The sequence below is a fragment of the Prevotella sp. lc2012 genome, from assembly GCF_900107065.1.
GTDB lineage: Bacteria > Bacteroidota > Bacteroidia > Bacteroidales > Bacteroidaceae > Prevotella.
Map to the genome: position 1 here is coordinate 562,829 of NZ_FNUF01000002.1, position 16,720 is coordinate 579,548.

15 protein-coding genes are annotated in these 16,720 nt (G+C 47.4%); 8 read left to right on the plus strand and 7 right to left on the minus strand.

Translation table 11 applies throughout. The annotated features are described in order from the left end of the window. The first annotated feature begins 8 nt into the window (after positions 1-8). A complete protein-coding gene (locus BLU99_RS06280) occupies positions 9-2,627 on the plus strand; it encodes a glycoside hydrolase family 3 C-terminal domain-containing protein (RefSeq protein ID WP_091900327.1) in 2,619 nt (872 codons plus the stop codon). Positions 2,628-2,671: 44 nt separating this feature from the next. Here the strand turns inward: BLU99_RS06280 and ybeY are convergent, their stop codons facing one another. From ybeY to ruvB, 3 genes are read right to left on the minus strand one after another with little or no spacing between them, the layout of a single operon-like run. Next, positions 2,672-3,082: an rRNA maturation RNase YbeY gene (ybeY, locus tag BLU99_RS06285; protein ID WP_091900328.1), complete on the minus strand. Its 411-nt coding sequence runs from the start codon at positions 3,080-3,082 to the stop codon at positions 2,672-2,674. Positions 3,083-3,110: 28 nt separating this feature from the next. Then, a complete protein-coding gene (gene coaD / locus BLU99_RS06290) occupies positions 3,111-3,557 on the minus strand; it encodes a pantetheine-phosphate adenylyltransferase (RefSeq protein ID WP_091900329.1) in 447 nt (148 codons plus the stop codon). 16 nt (positions 3,558-3,573) lie between these two features. Next, on the minus strand, positions 3,574-4,608 hold the full coding sequence (gene ruvB, locus BLU99_RS06295; RefSeq protein ID WP_091900413.1) for a Holliday junction branch migration DNA helicase RuvB: 1,035 nt from the start codon (positions 4,606-4,608) through the stop codon (positions 3,574-3,576). Positions 4,609-4,879: 271 nt separating this feature from the next. Here ruvB and BLU99_RS06300 point away from each other — a divergent pair, with 271 nt between their 5' ends. Continuing rightward, positions 4,880-5,851, plus strand: coding sequence for a bile acid:sodium symporter family protein (locus tag BLU99_RS06300; RefSeq protein ID WP_091900330.1), 972 nt, complete (start codon positions 4,880-4,882; stop codon positions 5,849-5,851). A 19-nt stretch (positions 5,852-5,870) separates the two neighbouring features. On the opposite strand, the gene BLU99_RS06305 is transcribed toward BLU99_RS06300, so the two are convergent. Both BLU99_RS06305 and BLU99_RS06310 read right to left on the minus strand, forming a co-directional pair. Next, a complete protein-coding gene (locus BLU99_RS06305) occupies positions 5,871-7,412 on the minus strand; it encodes a DUF2207 family protein (protein ID WP_176771065.1) in 1,542 nt (513 codons plus the stop codon). Between the two features lie 140 nt (positions 7,413-7,552). Continuing rightward, positions 7,553-8,125, minus strand: coding sequence for a LemA family protein (locus BLU99_RS06310; RefSeq protein WP_176771066.1), 573 nt, complete (start codon positions 8,123-8,125; stop codon positions 7,553-7,555). Between the two features lie 222 nt (positions 8,126-8,347). On the opposite strand from BLU99_RS06310, the gene BLU99_RS06315 reads away from it, so the two are divergent. After that, positions 8,348-9,475 carry an SGNH/GDSL hydrolase family protein gene (locus BLU99_RS06315; protein ID WP_091900333.1) on the plus strand — a complete coding sequence of 376 codons (1,128 nt, stop codon included), beginning with the start codon at positions 8,348-8,350 and terminating at the stop codon, positions 9,473-9,475. 3 nt (positions 9,476-9,478) lie between these two features. Here the strand turns inward: BLU99_RS06315 and BLU99_RS06320 are convergent, their stop codons facing one another. Then, positions 9,479-10,033, minus strand: coding sequence for a DUF3332 domain-containing protein (locus BLU99_RS06320; RefSeq protein ID WP_091900334.1), 555 nt, complete (start codon positions 10,031-10,033; stop codon positions 9,479-9,481). Positions 10,034-10,054: 21 nt separating this feature from the next. Further along, the gene (gene dusB, locus BLU99_RS06325) at positions 10,055-11,041 is read right to left on the minus strand and encodes a tRNA dihydrouridine synthase DusB (RefSeq protein WP_091900335.1); all 987 of its coding nucleotides are present in this window, start codon (positions 11,039-11,041) and stop codon (positions 10,055-10,057) included. A gap of 148 nt (positions 11,042-11,189) precedes the next feature. Here dusB and BLU99_RS06330 point away from each other — a divergent pair, with 148 nt between their 5' ends. The 5 genes from BLU99_RS06330 (at position 11,190) to BLU99_RS06350 (ending at position 16,633) form a co-directional block, all read left to right on the plus strand. After that, entirely contained in the window at positions 11,190-12,485 is a 1,296-nt protein-coding gene (locus BLU99_RS06330) for a DUF2851 family protein (RefSeq protein ID WP_091900336.1), read from the plus strand. A 9-nt stretch (positions 12,486-12,494) separates the two neighbouring features. Then, positions 12,495-13,619 (plus strand): DNA-processing protein DprA, encoded by a 1,125-nt coding sequence (gene dprA / locus BLU99_RS06335; RefSeq protein WP_091900337.1) that lies wholly within the window; start codon positions 12,495-12,497, stop codon positions 13,617-13,619. 195 nt (positions 13,620-13,814) lie between these two features. Beyond that, entirely contained in the window at positions 13,815-14,528 is a 714-nt protein-coding gene (dapB, locus tag BLU99_RS06340; protein ID WP_091900338.1) for a 4-hydroxy-tetrahydrodipicolinate reductase, read from the plus strand. Between the two features lie 79 nt (positions 14,529-14,607). Continuing rightward, positions 14,608-16,038 (plus strand): signal peptidase I, encoded by a 1,431-nt coding sequence (lepB, locus tag BLU99_RS06345; protein ID WP_091900339.1) that lies wholly within the window; start codon positions 14,608-14,610, stop codon positions 16,036-16,038. After that, positions 16,025-16,633 carry a WbqC family protein gene (locus tag BLU99_RS06350; RefSeq protein WP_091900340.1) on the plus strand — a complete coding sequence of 203 codons (609 nt, stop codon included), beginning with the start codon at positions 16,025-16,027 and terminating at the stop codon, positions 16,631-16,633. Before lepB ends, BLU99_RS06350 begins: the two co-directional genes overlap by 14 nt. Positions 16,634-16,720: the final 87 nt, after the last annotated feature.

Here is a 16,720-nt window from a genome sequence, read left to right on the forward strand (position 1 = left end):
TCTAACTTATGAGTAAAAAAAGAATCATTACTTTTGTTATGTGGATGGGACTGGCATCTAGTTGCTTGCCGCTATCCCATGTTTATGCCCAGACGAAATATCCGTGGCAGAACCCAGACGTGCCAATTGAACAGCGTGTGGAGAGTTTATTGCAGATGTTGACCCCTGAGGAGAAGGTTGGACTGATGATGAATAAGTCTGTCTCTGTCGACCGACTTGGTATCCCGTCGTACAACTGGTGGAATGAGGCCTGCCATGGTGTGCGCCAAGGTGGTTACACCGTTTATCCGCAACCTATCGGAATGGCGGCAGCCTTTAATGCACAACTGTTCTATGATGTGTTCTCGCAGGTGAGTGATGAGGCTCGTGCTAATTGGAACCGTTCCGATCACAACATCTTTAACGTACCGATGGGGGTCACATACTATCCGGGGAATCCTGAGCTGACCTATTGGTGTCCAAATGTGAATATCTTCCGTGATCCGCGGTGGGGACGTGGTCAGGAGACCTGTGGTGAGGACCCTTATCTGAATGCCGTTTTCGGTGTACAGACCGTACTGGGAATGCAAGGTAATGATCCATATTATTTCAAGACTCATGCTTGTGCCAAACATTATGCTGTACACAGTGGTCCGGAACCACTCAGACACTCGATGAACGTGGAACCTACGAACCGTGACCTTTGGGAAACCTATCTGCCTGCATTTAAGGCTCTGGTGAAGAAGGGAAATGTGCGTGAGGTGATGTGTGCCTATCAGCGTTTTGAGGGGAAACCCTGTTGTACGAGTGACCGTCTGTTGATAGATATCTTGCGTAATAAGTGGGGCTATGATGGTATCGTCGTTACCGATTGCGATGCCATTAACAATTTCTATAACCGTGGTCAGCACGAGACTCACAAGGACCCATTGTCTGCCTCTGTCGATGCCGTGCTGAATGGTACGGACCTGGAGTGTGGTAAGGTCTTTATGTCGCTTACGGAAGGCCTAAAGAAGGGTCTTGTCAAAGAGAGTGATCTAGACGAACATCTGCGTAAGACACTGAAAGGCCGTTTTGAACTCGGCATGTTCGATCCTGCCGACAGACTGCCTTGGGCACGACTAGGTCCTGAGATTATCAGCAGTGAGGCAAATCATGATATGGCTGTTCAAGCTGCTCGTGAGTCGATGGTATTGTTGGAGAACAAGGGTGCTGTGCTACCGCTGTCGAAGGGTATTAAGACCATTGCCGTAGTAGGTCCCAATGCCGATGATGTAGAACTATTAAACGGTAACTATGGTGGGACACCTACTGAGAATCATAAGCAGTCTCTCTTGGCTGGCATCAAGGCGGCTGTTCCTGGTGCCAAGGTTATCTATCAGAAAGCTTGTGAACTAAACGATGAGTATGAAACTATCCACCATCTGCAGGATTTTAATGATGGAAAGGGCGCTCTTGTAGAGTTCTATAATAATAAAGATCTGAGTGGGCAACCTGCCAAGATCGATTACTACAATGAGTTGAACTTCTCGACGTTCGGCGCCTGGGGATTTGCGCAGGGAGTCAATCGCGACACGCTCTCTGTACGTGTCAGTGGTCGTTATACTGCTACCTTTACAGGTGAGATGAAATACACGCTGATGACAGACAATGGGTATTTGCTGAAGGTGAATGACGAGGTTATAGAAGATGCAAAACCGGCTGGCTTCCGCGGCTTCTTCGGCCGTCGCACTGAATACAAGTCTTTCCCTGTGGAAGAGGGTAAGACCTATGATATCGTGATTGAATATCGTCATGGTAATGGGCAGTTTGCGATGCTGCGTGGTGATATCTGCGAGCGTAACCTTGTAGACTTCACGGCTCTGGCCAATGAGGTGAAAGATGCTGATGCGATCATCATCATCGGAGGTATCTCTGCTCAGATGGAGGGTGAAGGCGGCGACAAGCAGGATATAGAATTGCCAAAGGTACAACAGATGCTCATGAAGGCAATGCATCAGACGGGGCGTCCGGTAATCTTCGTGAATTGCTCTGGTTCTGCCATTGCCTTTGGTAGTGTCGAAGGCGAGTACGATGCCCTGTTGCAGGCCTGGTATGCTGGTCAGGGTGGAGCGAAAGCTCTGGCTGAGATTCTCTTTGGCGACTATAACCCTGGCGGTAAACTGCCCGTTACGTTCTATCGCTCAAATAGCGATCTTCCAGATTTCCTTGATTACTCGATGAAAAACCGAACCTATCGTTACTTTACAGGTGTGCCTCAGTATGCCTTTGGATATGGCCTAAGCTATACCACCTTTGTTGTTGGACAAGGAAAACTGTCGAAGAAAGCGATGAAGAAGAACGGTCAGGTGACGTTGACAGTACCCGTTACCAATACGGGTAAACGTGAGGGTACGGAGACCCTTCAAGTCTATGTGAAGGCACTCGATGATGCTGGCGCACCCATCAAGGCTCTGAAGGGTTTCCAGAAACTGTCCTTGAAGGCTGGTGAGACGAAAGCTGCAACAATTTCGCTCGACGGTGAGGCTTTCGAGTACTATGATGAGAGTATTGACGAACTGTCCACCCGTGCTGGTCGTTATCAGATACTCTATGGCACCTCGTCGCTCGACAAGGATCTGCAGAGTATCGATTTCGTTGTCAAATAAATCCTAAGAAGAAAAATATCCCCCACGATTGTGGGGGATATTTCTTATTGCATGTCCAACGCTTTATCTTCTGCAGCCTCCATGATTTCTCGTTCGCCGGGCCCCTTGTCATTAAGGCCACAGAGGTGAAGAATTCCATGAATAATCACTCGATGTAACTCTTCATCATAGGACTTGTTAAACTTATTGGCATTGGTGAAGACTGTATCGAGTGAGATGACTAAATCACCGTTTAGTGTATCCCCCTCGGTGTAGTCGAAGGTGATGATGTCGGTGTAGTAGTCGTGACCGAGGTATTCATTGTTCACCTCTAGAATCTTCTCATCATCGACAAATAAATAGCCGATTTCACCGACTTTTTTTCCATACGACTCTGCTACCCGACGAATCCATGCGGATGTTTCACGTTTTTTGATATTGGGGAACTTCACCCCTTCAGTACTATACGTAATCATATCAGTACAATTCTAATATGGTGAAAAACTATTTCTTTGGCAGGTAGGAACTAATGTCCACACCAAAGTGTGACAACTCTCGGAGAGCACTTGACGAAACACTGGACAACTCGGGTTCTGTATAGAGAAGAATAGTCTCAATACCTCCCAACTTACGGTTGAAGTCTGCCTGCCACTGCTCATACTCGAAATCGCTGACGGTACGGACACCTTTCACGATGAAACGGGCATTTTCGGCCTTAGCAAAGTCCATGGCCAGACCGTGGAACGGCTTTACTACTACACGCTGGTCGTCGGCATAGAGATCTTGAATGACCTTCATCCGTTCTTCTGCTGCCCGCATACTGGGCTTGTGCACGTTGTCGCCCACCACACCGATGACCAGACGGTCGAATAGCGGTAAAGCCCGACGCACGATAGAATCGTGACCAATCGTAAACGGGTCGAAACTCCCGACAAATACTCCTATTTTCATCACTGTCAACGATTAATTATTCAAACAAATTGGGTTCCATAATGTTTCCACCATAAGGATTACGCCCGAAATGGCGGTAAGCTAATTCTGTCACCATACGCCCCCGCGGAGTACGTTTGATGAAACCTTCCATGATGAGGAATGGTTCATACACTTCCTCGACAGTACCTGCATCTTCACCGATGGCTGTAGCAATCGTCGTGATGCCGACGGGGCCGCCACGGAATTTATCGATGATAGTAAGCAGAATCTTATTGTCGATTTCATCGAGACCGTATTGGTCGATATTCAAGGCCGTCAGAGCCACCTTCGAGATCTTCGTGTCAATCTTTCCGTTTCCTTTTACTTGGGCGAAGTCCCGTACACGGCGCAACAGAGCGTTAGCGATACGGGGCGTACCACGACTGCGACCTGCGATCTCTAGGGCCGCATCTTCTGTAATGGGTACACCAAGGATACTAGCCGAGCGTTCGATAATTGCTTGTAGGGTTTCTGGGTCGTAATACTCCAAGTGCATATTGATGCCGAAACGGGCACGGAGAGGAGCTGTCAGCAGACCACTACGAGTCGTGGCGCCAACGAGTGTGAAAGGGTTTAGATCTATTTGAATCGAACGAGCTGACGGTCCCTTGTCGATCATGATATCAATGCGGTAGTCCTCCATGGCTGAATAAAGGTATTCCTCTACGACGGGTGACAAACGGTGGATCTCATCAATGAAGAGTACGTCATTCTTCTCCAGAGAGGTGAGAATTCCAGCGAGATCACCTGGCTTGTCCAATACTGGACCAGATGTAATCTTGAAGCCCACACCTAACTCGTTGGCGATGATGTTGCTGAGGGTGGTCTTGCCCAATCCGGGAGGGCCGTGCAGCAAGGTATGGTCAAGGGGTTCGCCACGGTATTTGGCGGCCTCGACAAACACTTCCAGATTCTCCACGACCTTTTTCTGGCCACTGAAGTCAGAGAAACTTAGAGGGCGCAGCGCGTTCTCGAAGTCTTTCTCGCCTTGGGAGAACCGTTCTTCGCGTATGTCAAAATCCTCGTCCATCATATGAATCACTTGCTATCGCTTGCAAAAGTACAAAATAATCCGCAAACCATGTTATTTTACTTGTGTTTTTTGCGGATGTGTTATCACAATTTTAGGTTGACCGCGCCAAATAATAACCTTTATGCCATACAGCTCACAAATACCATGTACAAAGACTTTCCCGATTCGCCAAAATCACGCTGCCTCAACAAAAAAGAGATTCTTTTCTTTTGTCATGTTTCCGACTTTTCCTAATTTTGCCTATTGAAATGAATTAATACAGAATGATATGCTTAAGATTTTACAGCAGACAAGTCGTTGGCTGGCTTCCAATGCCTCTTTCTTCATAATTGCAGTAGCTGTATTCACCTTTTTGATACCGGGTGTGTTTGGATGGGTGAGAGGGAATACCCAGACGATAATCCTCGGTATGATTATGCTGACGATGGGTTTGACACTGACCACCGACGACTTTAGGATACTTGCCCGGCGCCCGTTGGATATCCTTGTCGGTGCCTGTGCACAATTCCTGATTATGCCTTGTGTGGCATGGTTGTTGGTGCGCGTATTCCGTCTGGAACCGGCGCTAGCATTAGGTATTCTACTTGTAGGTTGCTGTCCGGGTGGGGTGTCGAGTAATATTATGTCGTATCTCTGTCATGGCGATGTGGCTTTCTCGGTAGGTATGACTTGTGCCTCTACATTATTAGCGCCGGTAATGACCCCTTTATTGATGGAGCTGACAGCCGGAGCAATCATTGAAATTGATGCCATTGGGATGTTCTTGAATATCTTAATTGTGACGATTATTCCCGTTGGAATCGGTTGCTTCCTGAACTATACCTATTCTCATCGGAAGAGTTTCCCGACCGTCCAGTCACTAATGCCCGGGGTGAGTGTTATCTGTCTTGCCTGTATCGTCGGCGGTGTCATCTCTACGGTTCACGATGCCTTGATTGCCCGCGGACTGTTACTTTTTATATGGACCTTTGCTGTGGTGTTCTGCCATAACTCATTGGGTTATCTGTTGGGATGGACCTCGGGCTACCTGGCCAAGTTCAATACAGCCAAGAAACGGACAATCTCCATTGAGGTTGGCATGCAGAATGCTGGCCTTGCCACGGTACTGGCCAGCACGTTCTTTGCTGTACAGCCACTCTCCATCCTGCCCTGTGCCATTTCTTGTGCTTGGCATAGCGTCAGCGGTACCATTCTGGCAGGTCTTTTCCAGAAATGGGATGAACGAAAAATGCCAGACTGACTGTCTGACACTTCTTCGTTTATCTGATGCCTCCGCCGAAACCTCCTCCGGAAGAGCCTCCGCCTCCGCCCCATGAGGCATGACCACCGCCTCCCGCGGCGCGGGCCTCCCGTTCGGCCTTGCTCATGGCAGCACGGGTGGTACTGGAGTGCATCGTTGAGTAGATCAATGGTAGGGTCATGTCGTCGGCCATCTGACCAGCCACCTGATCCATATTGAAGTATTCAGGGTTGATCTTCTTCATGTCTTTGATTACCTGGTCGGCAATGCCGAAGAGCGTAGCAAATATCATATAGTCTTTCCACAGCGATACCTCTTGCACATGGCGCTCGTCAAGCAGTGAGAATTCCTTGAGGAATTTCTTCAGTCCGAATACTTGTCGTACTTTGTCAGATCGCTTTTTATAGGCTCTGATATTTGTCTTCGTATGCAGGGTATTGATAAACGAGTCGGTGAGGCTCTCGTTATAGCTGCTTTTCATGAACGATTTCAACTCTCTCGGCTCGAGGACTGTGTCTTTGCCTGCCGCCATCTTGAAGATTTGGTGTACCTTCCGCAGTAGGAGTGGTTGCTGGTCGTAGTGCTTCAACTCGTGAATGACGAAATTCTGAACGCTCTTTCCTTTGGCATTCAGACTCTGTTCGATACTGATGGCGCCCATGTTGATAAGCTTCAGGATGCAGGCTGAAAGCAGGTTGTTGTAGTCGGTACCGAAATACCGGTAAGCGTTCAGCATATCGTTAGCTTGCTGGAGGTTCCCCTTCAAGGGGATATCGCGATACCAGAGTAGATCCTTGAATGCTTTTTTGCGTGCGCGCCAAACATAAAAGAGGTACCAAAGACCGCCGAGGATAGGCACAACCAAGAAACTAAGGACAAAGACGACAAAGATAATGGTGTCTTCCATCGTCCACTCGTCATCACTGTTATAATCACTACCCTCGAAGGCACGCTCCTTGAGCTCTTCAAAACTGCCGTCGTTAACGATGGCAGGTTCGAACAGTCCTTTGTTGAAACGTGCCATGACAATCATTGCACTATTACTGCCGAATGGCTCACTGGTCTCTGCCACGATTTGGTTATTGTCGAAACGCACTTCGCCTTGATAACGGAAGCCCCAGATGCCTGCGTTCTCGGCACTGAAAGACAGGCCGTTTTCTGCTTGTATAATCAACTTAACATGGTTGGGATAGGGTGATATTCCCTGTGCCACGAACGTATAATTAAACCCGTCGGCATCGCTGAAGCCTCTCAACAGTTGGCTGACGGTGTAGCTCGTCGTATAGGTACGACTGCCGCTCTCACCGAGTCCCCAACAAAGTTCGTAACCGTCGTGTTTAGTGACAATACCGCATTTCCCGGCTTTCCAACTACGGCTTTGTTCGGTATCCCAGTCACCTATATTAGTGTATTTTGCTCCGGTCTCGTCAGTTACCTGCAGATCACGTATCTCACTGCCGTTCAGATGACCGACAATGATATAACACTCAGTCCCCTCAGACTCGATGCTCATCTGGCGGGTCTCGGTGATATGGGCATCACCGTTCTTGCTCAGTATCACGCAGATGCTCAGGTCGTGAAGCTGAGGGCGGGCGCTTAAAGAAAAAAAGGTAAAAAGGTAAAAGGGTAAAACAATAATTACCTTTTTAAATAATGGAGAGAAATTCATTTTCGTCTTTACGTTTTTACCTTTTTATTCTTTTACTTCTTAAATGCTTCATCGAGATTAGGATAGCTCTTCTTTTGCTCTTCGTCGACTTTCAGGTATTCTTTCTGGTCGAAATGAAGCATGGAGGCGACGATACTAGACGGCCACTGGCGCACCATGCGGTTCATCTTTGTGGCTGTGTCGTTGTAGATCATGCGTGACATACGTACATTCTCCTCATATTGCTTCATGCCTTGCTGAGCCTCGTTGTAGAGGTCACTGGCTTTCAGTTCTGGATAGCGTTCAAATACCACATTCAACTTACCCATCATTTCTCCGAGCAAGTTGGCCTGTTCGTTGATAGCGGCAGGTGTGTTGGCAGTTGCTCCACTATTACCGCCACGGGCTTGAACAGCTTGGATAATGGTTTCCGATTCATGCTTAGCATACTGTGCTGCCGTCTTTGCCAGAGCAATCACCGCGTCGAAACGGGAGTTAAGTTGTACCTCAATCTGACTGAGGGCATTTTTGCACAATTCATCAAGACCAACCAGCGTGCGCTGGGTAGAGATAAAATAACCAATGACGATAACCGCCAAAACGATGATAATAATTAGTACTGTCATAATATTAATAATATGGTTCTTTGGCGGCAAAGATACGAAGAAGTGATTGAAAAGCAAAGAAAAAACGTTTTTTTCTTTGCTTTTTCGATAGAAAGAATCCTTTTCGAACTGATTTTTAAGTTCTTCTTCAGAATCATGCAGATTTAAGATTATAATTTGTATATTTGCAGACGCAATACACATGTCCCTAACTGTAGCCATTACTAATAAAACATACAAAAGATGAGAAAACAATTATTCGTGGCGCTGCTGACTATTGTCTGCCAGGGCGTCATTGCTACGACGGCTTCTCTTCAGGAAACAGTCGTGAGTCCTGCTGACCCACATATCCAGTATGTGGGGCGTATATGTTTTGCTAATCCGGAGCGTCCAGCATTCAACTATCCTGGTATTCAGATCACGGCATCCTTTGAAGGTACGTCGTTGAAGATGAAGGCAAAGCCGGGCAGTGGCTATTTTATGGCACAGATCGATCAGGCGGAACCGTTCAAGGTCTCGTTCATGGGTAAGAAAGACTCAGTAGTGACGCTGGCAACGGCACTGCCCAATGCTCAACATACCGTCCGTTTGATGTATGCCATCGAAGGCTACGAACTCTACCCTGAGTTTTGGGGCTTTGTGATTGATCCGGGATGCCGCCTTCTCAAGGCACCGGCTCTACCGGAAAGAAAGATAGAATTCATCGGTAATTCAATTACTTGTGGTTATGGTATTGAGGGAGAGAGTGAGCGTGAACATTTCGAGTATGAAACAGAGAATCATTATTATTCATATGCTTCTTTGACGGCGCGAACTCTTGACGCGCAACATTGGGTGGTGGCACGTAGCGGTATCGGAGCCTATCGGAATTATGGTGGTCCAAGAGCAGGCACGCCCGATTCAAATATGCCAGTACAGTATGAGTATACCGGCTATGCGTTGAAGTCAGATTTACGGAAGAACGGTGGCATTGATGGGGAAAGATGGGATTTTTCCCGTTGCCGTCCTGATGTGATATGCATCAATCTCGGTACCAATGATCTCTCGACTAATAACTATGACACAACGCTGCTGAAGCAGGGCTACCATAGGCTACTTACAAAGGTTCGACAACATAATCCTAAGGCTAAGATTGTGTTCCTTTGCGGTTCTATGCTTGACGGGAAGGAATTGGAGATTGCTCGCCAGCTACTTGATGAGGTGACAGTCGAGGCGCGAAAGAGTGGTGACATGCAATTGTACCGCTTTGATTTCACCCCGCAGACGGGTGACCTCGGCTATGGTAGCGATTGGCATCCAAGCCTCTTGCAGCATCAAAAAATGGCAGCCGAATTGACTGCCTTTTTGAGTTCATTGATGAACTGGTTTTGACGCTTAGCGCTGAGCAAAGAACAGACCATCGTTAGCGGTCATCTGTGCTTCGAAAACACCTTGTTTATTCAGCGTGAAGTTCTTTTGTTCCCCGTTCACGTCTATACTGATACTCTGACCATCGGCGTTGAAGCGGAACAACTCTTTTGTGACGCCATTTTGGGAGATTGCCCAACTGTTGGAAGCCTTGTCATAGGTCAGCAGGGTCACCTCTCCATCAGGAGCCGTCACCTCATAGCCGTTCTTCAAGGTCTTTACAGCATAGAACTTGCCGTCTTCACCAAGTACATTCCGGGTCTTACCAATGTTTGAGGCCATGGGGTTGTCACCGCTCCAGAACTCGATCGTGTTGAGGACAACGGCATCGACAAATAATGTGATACCGCCTACGATAGGCATCAGGAAGAAACCTACAATTGCGTTCACATACTTGTTGCTAGTCATGGTTTTTTGCCAGTGGGCGTACTTGTTGAATAAACTGAAAGAGCCGATGCATGAACTGGATAGAAGACTACCAGCCATGAGGCATGCCATTACTTTCAAACTAATTTTCTTCATGTGATAATACATTTTTAGGGTTTATAATGTTGACCCGAGAAGGGTTCTCGTGTCTTCAAGTATCTGCAGCAACTCGTCGGTCGTTTCTGCGCGTAACATGGCGATACGTGTCTGTCGGAAGTCAGGAATACCTTTGAAGATTGGCGTGGCGGCTAGATGTCTTCTAGTGTGAAGGATGCCGCGCTTCTCGTCGATACGCTCAACGTTAATGTGCAACAATTCTTCCAGGATGTCGAGTTTTTGGTTGAAGTCAAGGGGAATGGTGTTGCAGTTGTCCAATACGTCGCGTACCTCTTTGAAGATCCAAGGGCGTCCAAAAGTAGCCCTGCCAATCATGATGGCATCGACACCAAAGTCCTCAAAAGCTTTCTGTGCTTCTTGTGGTGAGGTGATATCACCATTGCCGATAATGGGAATATGAATTCTAGGGTTGCGCTTCACGGATCCGATAAGGGTCCAGTCGGCACTGCCCGTATACATTTGTGAACGTGTGCGACCATGGATGGTCAGCGCTTGGATACCGCAGTCCTGCAGTTGTTCCGCTAGTTCGGTGATAATCAGTTGTTCATGATTCCAACCTAGCCGAGTCTTCACTGTCACGGGCAACTTCACGGCATCCACCACCTTCCGGGTAATCTCCAACATTTTCGGAATATTCTGTAGCATTCCTGCCCCAGCACCCTTGCCTGCGACTTTCTTTACCGGACAACCGAAATTCAGGTCAATCACATTGGGACCTGCCTGTTCCACGATTTGGGCGGCTTCTACCATGGCGTCGACATCTCGACCGTAGATTTGGATACCTACGGGGCGTTCTTCGTCACTGATAGTCAATTTCTGAATGGTCGATTTTACGTCGCGGATTAGTGCCTCGGCACTCACGAACTCCGTATATACCATGGAAGCCCCAAACCGCTTGCACAACAGTCGGAAACCGATATCCGTCACGTCCTCCATAGGAGCCAAGAACACTGGGCGAGGACCAAATTCCACATTTCCAATCTTCATCTTGGTTGCAAAGATACAAAAATATTTATGGCTTTAGACAGATAAGAATGAAATTAATGTAAAACAATCAAATTTTTCGTTTTTTCTTGGAGATTCGGATTCCATTTGTTATCTTTGCACAACTAATTACAAATCTTAAATTGACACTATGGAACAACTGCTTCATTATGTGTGGAATCATAGGCTGTTCCCGTTGAAGGAACTGTTGACAAGCGACGGTCAGACCGTCGAAGTAATTGACCCTGGACTGCACAACCATAACGCAGGCCCAGATTTTTTTAATGCGAAGGTGAGGATAGGACGGACACTATGGGTGGGAAATGTGGAGATCCACGATAAGTCGTCCGACTGGTATGTCCATGGTCACGACAAGGATCAACGTTACGATAATGTTATTCTACATGTGGCGGGGGTGCTTGACGCGGAGGTGATGAACACCCATGGGGAGTTTGTCCGACAGATGCAACTCGACGTTCCCGATGTCGTCAAGGCACATTATACGGAATTGCTGAAGACCGATAGCTATCCGCCCTGTTACAAGGTGATTCCAGAACTGACGCGATTGACTGTCCATGCGTGGATGGCGGCACTCCAGACAGAACGCTTGGAACAGAAAACGGAAGCCATACGACAACGTGTGGAGCTGTGTGACGGCTCATGGGAGGACGCTTATTTTATGACCTTGGCTAGAAACTACGGCTTTGGTATCAATGGAGATGTATTTGAGCGGTGGGCACAGCATATTCCACACGGCACCGTCGCCCATCACTGCGATAATCTTTTTCAAATCGAGGCAATCTTTTTGGGACAGGCAGGTCTGTTGGAACTAGAGGCAATCCCCGACTATTATCAGAAAGAAGCGCTCAACGAGGGATATTTCTCCAAGCTGCGTAATGAGTATCTCTATTTGGCTCATAAATTCTCCATGCAGCCAATGGATTTCCGTCTCTGGCGCTTCCTCAGGCTTCGCCCTCAAAACTTCCCGCATATCCGCCTATCCCAGTTGGCAAACCTCTATTACCAACAGAAGACAGGTTTGGAGCAACTCGTAACATGCGAGACTGTCGAACAACTGATGGAACAACTCAGCTCACAAGTCACCCCATATTGGGAAACACACTACACTTTTGGGTCTGTCAGTAGTCGCAACGAGAAACACCTCGCCTATGGATCACTGAATCTGTTGATGATCAATACCGCCATCCCCATGCTATTCGCCTATGGCCGTCATAGTTCGAAGAAGGCTCTCTGTAATCGTGCCTTCGACTTTTTAGAACAGTTGAAGGCAGAGAACAATTATATCATTCGGATGTGGCAGCAAGTAGGATTACCTGTTGAGACGGCCGGTGATTCACAGGCCCTTATTCAACTGAAGAAGGCATATTGCGACAGGAAAGACTGTCTCCGCTGCCGCTTTGGCTATGAATATTTGAAGAGAAAATAAACCTAAAAAATGGAAGAAGAAATTTTTTACACCATGGCGTTGACGCGCCTGACAAACTTCAACTACCAACAGGCGCTGGAACTCTACCGGATGGTTGGTAGTGCCTTGAAGATTTATGAACATCGCCATGATATAGGTGATGTAGTGGATGACTGTTCGCCTCGACTGATAGAGGCACTGAAAGATTGGGACGAGCCGATGCGACGTGCGGAGCATGAGATGACCTGGATCCAGGAGCACGGCATCCGAGCCTTGACCCTTGCCGACGATGATTACCCGCGTCGACTCACGGAATGTCCGGATGCACCGCTTGTTCTCTATTATAAAGGGTGTGCAGACCTAAACCAGATGCGGATCATCAGCATGGTGGGCACCCGGCAGGCAACCATCTATGGACAAGATCTTATTCGTCGGTTTGTCAGCGACCTGCGTCGATATTGTCCACAAGTGCTCATTGTCAGTGGACTCGCCTATGGCATTGATATCATGGCTCATCGTCAGGCATTAGAGTGTGGCTATGAGACCATCGGCGTATTGGCGCATGGCCTCGATCAGATTTATCCCTACCGACATAGGGAGACTGCTGCACAGATGTGTGATTATGGTGGTTTGCTCACGGAGTTCATGACGCAAACCAATGCCGACAAACCGAATTTCGTCCGTCGTAACCGTATCGTGGCAGGTATGGCTGATGCGACGATCCTTGTGGAGAGTGCCGCCAAAGGCGGGGGGTTGATCACTTGTGAAATTGCGCAGAGCTACAACCGTGGAGTCTTTGCTTTTCCTGGTAATATTGGTCAACCGTGTTCCGAGGGCTGTAATAATCTCATCCGTGATAATGGTGCGTCTTTGATTACCTGTGCTAACGATTTTATCATGGCTATGGATTGGCAGGATGAGGCGCACTGCCGACAGGCTACTGTCGATGGTATTGAACGGAATCTCTTTCCGGACCTATCACCGGAGGAACAACAGATTGTTTTCCTTCTACAGAAAATCAACGATTTACAATTGAATACTCTCAGCGTGAAGACAGGCATCTCCATCGGCCAACTCACAGGACTGTTATTCCAACTAGAGATGAAAGGGGTGGTGCGCTCTCTTGCCGGGGGGATGTATCATCTGCTGAAATGAAAAAGGAAGGGTGTAGTCACGGCATACTTCTTTCTTTGTTGTACTCCCATACACCAAGCAGGACTTTTCGAAAAAATCCTGCTTGGTGCTTTTAAGATATGTGATTTTAATGCTGTTTTTGTTTTTTTATGTCGTAATTCATATGTTTTGTAAGCGAAAAGCACTATCTTTGCAGCGTTTTAATTAGATGGGAATATGAAAATAGCTTTGATCGGCTACGGCAAGATGGGTAAGATGATTGAACAGATAGCCCTTGATCGTGGTCATGAGATTGTGAGTATTGTTGACATTGATAACCAACAGGACTTCGATAGTCCAGAGTTCGCTTCGGCTGACGTGGCTATTGAGTTCACGGCTCCTCAGGCAGCCTATGGTAATTATCAGAAAGCATGGGCCAAGGGTGTCAAGGTGGTCAGCGGCTCTACGGGTTGGATGAAGGAGCATGGCGATGAGGTGCGTAAGGCCTGCAGCGATGGTAAGACACTCTTCTGGGCCTCAAACTTCAGCATTGGTGTGGCCATCTTCTCAGCCGTAAACCGTTATCTGGCCAAGATTATGAACCAATTCCCGCAGTATGATGTAGAGATGGAGGAAACGCACCATGTGCATAAACTCGACCATCCTAGTGGTACTGCCATCACCTTAGCTGATGAAATCGTGGAAAATATCGATCGTAAGGAGGCGTGGAAGGAGGATACGACAGACAAGAAGTATCTCCGTGTGGATCATATCCGCCGTGGAGAGGTACCAGGCATCCATACGGTCCGTTATGATTCTGAGGCAGACTTGATAACTATCACCCATGATGCTCATAATCGTAAAGGCTTTGCTCTCGGAGCAGTTTTGGCTGCAGAATATACAAGGGATCATCAGGGTTTGCTAACGATTAGCGATATGTTTAAATTTTGAAACGTAGGTTAATATATTAATAGGTTGCAACTTGCCGAAATATCATTGCGTCAAACCTGTGTGAATATTATTATCGATAATGGTAAAAAAGAAAGAATTCAATCCTAAGGTACAGTGGGCAAAGTTTATTGTCGTACTGATACTTTATCTGCTTTTCTTGTGTTGGGTCAAGAGTTGGTGGGGACTCCTCGTGGTACCTTTTATCTTTGATGTCTATATCACGAAGAAGATCAAGTGGCAATGGTGGAAGGAAGCTGAGAGGCCCGTGAAGTTCATCATGTCGTGGGTCGATGACCTCGTGTTCGCCCTCGTGGCCGTTTATTTCATCAATCAGTTTTTTTTCCAGAACTACGTGATACCATCGAGCTCTTTGGAGAAATCGCTGTTGACGGGTGACTATTTGTTTGTGTCGAAAGTCTCCTACGGACCCCGTATCCCGCAGACCCCGTTGACGATGCCGCTGACCCAGCACACCTTGCCCGTGGTGGAGTGCAAGAGCTATTTCGACTGGCCCCATTGGGACTACCGTCGTGTAAAAGGTTTAGGTAAAGTGCAACTGAATGATATCGTGGTCTTTAATTTCCCTGCCGGCGATACGCTCTGCTCGTCACCTAAATGGCAGGCGCAAGATTACTATCAGTTGTGCTATGGCATCGCCTACCAGATCTATCCAAACCGTCCTAACCCTGACTCTATGACAGCAGAGGAACGGATGAGATATTTTGAGACGCTCTATGAGACCGGACGTTACGAGTTATGGCATAACCGGGGTGAGTATGGTGAGATTATTACACGTCCAGCCGACCGTCGCGAAAACTACGTGAAGCGTTGTGTGGGACTGCCTGGACAAACACTCCAGATTAAGGATCGCATTGTATATCTCGACGGGAAAGCTAATAAAGAGCCTGAGAACGTGCAGTACACCTACTATGTCAAGCTACGACAGGGAATTCCCGACGATTTGATGCAGGAACTGGGTATCTCCATGGAAGATTTGACGAGTTTGAACACGGCTGGTTATATGCCACTGACGAATAAAGCTGTCACGGTCTTACAGGCACGGAAAGATATCGTAGAGAGCATAACTCTGAATAGAGAGGCGGGCGATCTGGATATCTATCCGCTGAACGGCAACAAACACTGGACACGTGACAATTACGGACCCGTCTGGATTCCGAAAAAAGGAGAATCCATCGAACTGACTCTGGACAACCTTCCTATTTATGAGCGACCTATCAAGGTGTATGAGAATAATAACCTTGAGGTACGCGAGGGGAAAATTTTGATTAACGGACAGGAGGCAAAACGTTATATCTTTAAGCTTGATTATTACTGGATGATGGGTGACAATCGCCACAATTCCGCCGATTCGCGCTATTGGGGCTTTGTGCCTGAGGATCATATTGTGGGAAAGCCGATCTTCATCTGGTGGTCGAGCGATCCAGACCGTCGGGGCCTGAGCGGTATACGATGGAATCGTCTTGGTCGTTTTGTAGATGGAATCAAATAGCCGACAGCCATTATCCACTACATACTTCGGGCCAGTACAGTGGTATCAGCGACTGTGCCAACCTGAACAGGTGTGGATAGAACGGTGGGAGAGTTTCCAGAAGCAGACGCTTCGCAATCGCTGTCTCATCGCATCGGCTAATGGTGTACAGGCACTCACGGTGCCTGTAGAGCATTCTGCAGGCAACTGTCTCGTTAAGGATGTCCGTATCAGTGATCACGGTAACTGGCGTCATCTGCATTGGAATGCCTTGCGGAGCGCTTATGGTAAGTCACCCTTCTTTGACTATTACGAAGATGATCTCCATCCTTTTTTTGAAAATATCCATCCTAATCGTTGGGCCTATCTATTCGACTTTAATGAGGCCATCCGTGAGAAAATGTGCGAATTGATCGATATTCATCCGGTTGTCTCTTATACGACAACATTTGTCCAAGGTGGTCTGACCGATGCAGAGGCATTGCCTGTTGGGGAAATAACTGCTTCCTTCAAACCTTATTATCAGGTATGGCAGGAGAAGCATGGCTTCCTTCCAAATCTCTCCATTCTCGACCTGCTCTTTAATATGGGACCGGAGAGCATTTTCTATCTTTGAAATATAGGGATGATACATATTTGAAACAATTTACAACGTTGATTATCATCCTTTCCGTTTTTTCTTCTTATCTTTGCAGCGTCTATT

Coding starts and splice junctions, on each gene's coding strand:
- BLU99_RS06280 (WP_091900327.1), top strand. CDS start 9: ATGAGTAAAAAAAGAATCATTACTTTTGTTATGTGGATGGGACTGGCA.
- ybeY (WP_091900328.1), bottom strand. CDS start 3,082: ATGATTACGTATAGTACTGAAGGGGTGAAGTTCCCCAATATCAAAAAA.
- coaD (WP_091900329.1), bottom strand. CDS start 3,557: ATGAAAATAGGAGTATTTGTCGGGAGTTTCGACCCGTTTACGATTGGT.
- ruvB (WP_091900413.1), bottom strand. CDS start 4,608: ATGGACGAGGATTTTGACATACGCGAAGAACGGTTCTCCCAAGGCGAG.
- BLU99_RS06300 (WP_091900330.1), top strand. CDS start 4,880: ATGCTTAAGATTTTACAGCAGACAAGTCGTTGGCTGGCTTCCAATGCC.
- BLU99_RS06310 (WP_176771066.1), bottom strand. CDS start 8,125: ATGACAGTACTAATTATTATCATCGTTTTGGCGGTTATCGTCATTGGT.
- BLU99_RS06315 (WP_091900333.1), top strand. CDS start 8,348: ATGAGAAAACAATTATTCGTGGCGCTGCTGACTATTGTCTGCCAGGGC.
- BLU99_RS06320 (WP_091900334.1), bottom strand. CDS start 10,033: ATGAAGAAAATTAGTTTGAAAGTAATGGCATGCCTCATGGCTGGTAGT.
- dusB (WP_091900335.1), bottom strand. CDS start 11,041: ATGAAGATTGGAAATGTGGAATTTGGTCCTCGCCCAGTGTTCTTGGCT.
- BLU99_RS06330 (WP_091900336.1), top strand. CDS start 11,190: ATGGAACAACTGCTTCATTATGTGTGGAATCATAGGCTGTTCCCGTTG.
- dprA (WP_091900337.1), top strand. CDS start 12,495: ATGGAAGAAGAAATTTTTTACACCATGGCGTTGACGCGCCTGACAAAC.
- dapB (WP_091900338.1), top strand. CDS start 13,815: ATGAAAATAGCTTTGATCGGCTACGGCAAGATGGGTAAGATGATTGAA.
- lepB (WP_091900339.1), top strand. CDS start 14,608: ATGGTAAAAAAGAAAGAATTCAATCCTAAGGTACAGTGGGCAAAGTTT.
- BLU99_RS06350 (WP_091900340.1), top strand. CDS start 16,025: ATGGAATCAAATAGCCGACAGCCATTATCCACTACATACTTCGGGCCA.